This window comes from uncultured Cetobacterium sp. (assembly GCF_947039425.1).
Taxonomy (GTDB): Bacteria; Fusobacteriota; Fusobacteriia; order Fusobacteriales; family Fusobacteriaceae; genus Cetobacterium_A.
In genome coordinates, this window is sequence record NZ_CAMQYW010000270.1 from 1 (window position 1) to 2,756 (window position 2,756).

At 31.4% G+C, this 2,756-nt stretch carries 3 protein-coding genes; all 3 read right to left on the bottom strand.

Going from position 1 to position 2,756, the window contains the following annotated elements; all coding sequences use genetic code 11:
- The coding region (locus Q0V09_RS10320) for an ABC transporter permease (RefSeq protein WP_297489288.1) at positions 1–867 on the bottom strand (867 nt) is incomplete at its 3' end.
- Positions 867–1,859, bottom strand: a complete 993-nt coding sequence (locus Q0V09_RS10325) for an ABC transporter permease (RefSeq protein ID WP_297489290.1) — start codon at positions 1,857–1,859, stop codon at positions 867–869. The genes Q0V09_RS10320 and Q0V09_RS10325, both read right to left, overlap by 1 nt.
- On the bottom strand, positions 1,852–2,756 hold a 905-nt coding region (locus Q0V09_RS10330), incomplete at its 5' end, for an ATP-binding cassette domain-containing protein (protein ID WP_297489293.1). The genes Q0V09_RS10330 and Q0V09_RS10325, both read right to left, overlap by 8 nt.

Sequence of the window (2,756 nt, forward strand, 5' to 3'; positions counted from 1 at the left end):
TGCCTTGACAGCAGAAGCTCCACCTATTAAAAGAGCTGCTATTGAAAACATACCTATTTGCTCATGACTGTTATATGTATTCACAGTTCCCATATTCTGTAAATATATTATTTGGCCATATCCTGCTAATACTGTTGATATTATAATTGAAATAACTCTAGTCCTATCTACATCTATTCCAGATGATCTTGCTATTTCTATATCTTGTCCCACTGCTCTCATATCTTGCCCTAATTTTGTCTTTCTAAACCAAACTATAAATATGCAAAGAACTGCAACTAAAATAAAAGTAAACATTGGAATCTTATATCCAAAAATGTTCATCTCTAAAATTTCATCAAGACCCTTTCTAACTCCTTGCAAATCTATGGCATTTCTTATTCCAGTCCCCCTTGAAAGAATAAGTTTTGGATTTGTTATTTTTATAATGGTTCCCATTCCATATAAAACAACAAGTTGATATACTCCATTCATAAAAAGACCTAAAATCATAGATGTTATCATCTCTTTTCCTTTAGCTCTATTTAATATATTTCCACTTATCACTCCTAGTAAAATAGCTATAGGTGTTGATAAAATCATGGCAAGTAATACTCCTTGAAATTGAACAATTTGCCACTCTGTTACAAAAATTAGAGCTATTTGGCCAGCCATAGCTCCTAAAACTATTCCAAAATTTAGTCCCATTCCAGCTATTATTGGAATTAATAATGATAATACTAAAAATAAATTCCTATCTAATCTAAGTATCATCTCCTGTATTAAATATGTTCCTGTTAATTTAGAAACTGGAATTGTTATAGCTATAAATATAAGTATAAATATTGGAACTATATTATCTTCTAAGAATTTTTTAATATTCCCCATTATCTTCCACCACCTTTTCTTGTTAGTGCATATATTATCATTCCATTTGAAATAATAACTCTAATTGTTTCTGACATATCTGTTTTTATAAGACCACTTATAACAACAGGCGTCATTGTTATTATCCCTTGAAATAAAAATGTTCCAATTATAACATTTGTAACTGTTGCTTTATTAACTGAAGCTCCTCCTATTAAAATGGCTGCTATTGCTGGAAAAGCCATATAAAAAGGTGCTAAATATAGCTGAATAAAACCAAAACTCTGCTGATATACTATTATTCCCACCGCTGATATTACAGTTGAAAGTACAACAGACTTAATTCTAACTTTATCAATATTTACTCCAATTGATTTGGCAAAATTTTCATTTGATCCAACTGCCTTCATAGATAGTCCACTTTTAGTTTTAAAAAACTCTCTTATTCCAAAAGCTAAAATACCAAAAAATAAAAGTTCTCCAAAAGAGTTCCCTAAAATTTTATCCCAATACCCTTCAATACTAATTGTAGTTCTAAGTCCCTCTCCTCCATAAGCCCAAATCATATTAGGTCTTTTAAATGGAAGAATTAACCACATAATACACATTAAAGCAACTGATGAAAATCCAACATAAGTTGCTATCATCATCTCTCCGCCCTTTACCTTATTTAATATTTTTCCATACATAATACCAAAAACTACTCCAATTGGGATTGAAATTAAAATAGCTCCTATAAATCCAAATATTCCTGTTAATCCAAGCTCTATACTTATTACAGCTCCTAAAAGTCCAGCTTCAACTCCAAGAGGCATTCCAAAATTCAAACCTGTTCCACCCTGTATCATTGGAACTAGTGATAAAACCAAGATAATATTCATCCCCACTCTCACTGCTGTGTCTGAAAATGCAGTTTTTAAACTTACTCCTACAAATGGTGCCACAATATATAATGATATTAAAAATAGAGCTATTATAATCCTTGGAAGTCCTATCTTTTCAATTCTATTCATTTCCCCCTCCTTTTACTCCAACCATCATTTTTCCAAACTCTATAATACTAGAACTTGATGGTAGTATTCCAACTATCTTCCCCTCATTTACTATAGCTATTCTGTCGCACACCTCTCTTAACTCCTCTAATTCAGATGATGTTACAACTATAGTCATTCCTTTTTTTTCGTTATACTCTCTCAACGTTTCTAAAACGATCTTCTTAGCTCCTATATCTATTCCTCTAGTTGGTTCTGATATAAAAAGAAGCTCTGGATTCATAGTAAAAGCTTTTGCTAAACAAACTTTTTGTTGGTTTCCTCCACTTAATTCACCAACTTTCTGATTTGCTCCCATGCACTTTATTTCTAACTTCTCAATATAACTTTTTGCATTACTATCTATTTTTTCATCATCTATACTTTTAAAAATTCCCCCAAATTTTTTCTTTAAAAAATCCTCTTTTATATATATTGATGGATAAGCTATATTCATATCTATTTTTTCATCAAGTATTAACCCAACTCCCTTTCTATCTTCAGATACAAAATATATCTTTTTCTTTAAAGGATTTATAGGATCCTTCATATCTATCTTTTCCCCTTTATAAGTTACCTCTCCCCCTGCACTGCATATTCCCATTATTCCTTTTGCAATTCCAACCTTCCCTTGTCCTGCCATTCCTCCAAGACCTAAGATCTCCCCTTTTCTTACTTTTAGATTAACATCTCTCACAAACTCCCCTGACATATCAACCCATAAATTTTTTATTTCAAGTATATCTTCATCATTTCCCCTTACTTTTCTCTCCCTCTTTGTATGATCTACCTTTCTTCCAATCATAAGTTCAGTTATCTCATCAACATTTGTTTCTTTTGTTACAAGCTCATTCATCATCACTCCATCTCTTAAAACTA

Bases quoted from the DNA above. Each gene is read 5' to 3' on its own strand.
- Q0V09_RS10325 (WP_297489290.1), bottom strand. From the start codon at position 1,859: ATGAATAGAATTGAAAAGATAGGACTTCCAAGGATTATAATAGCTCTA.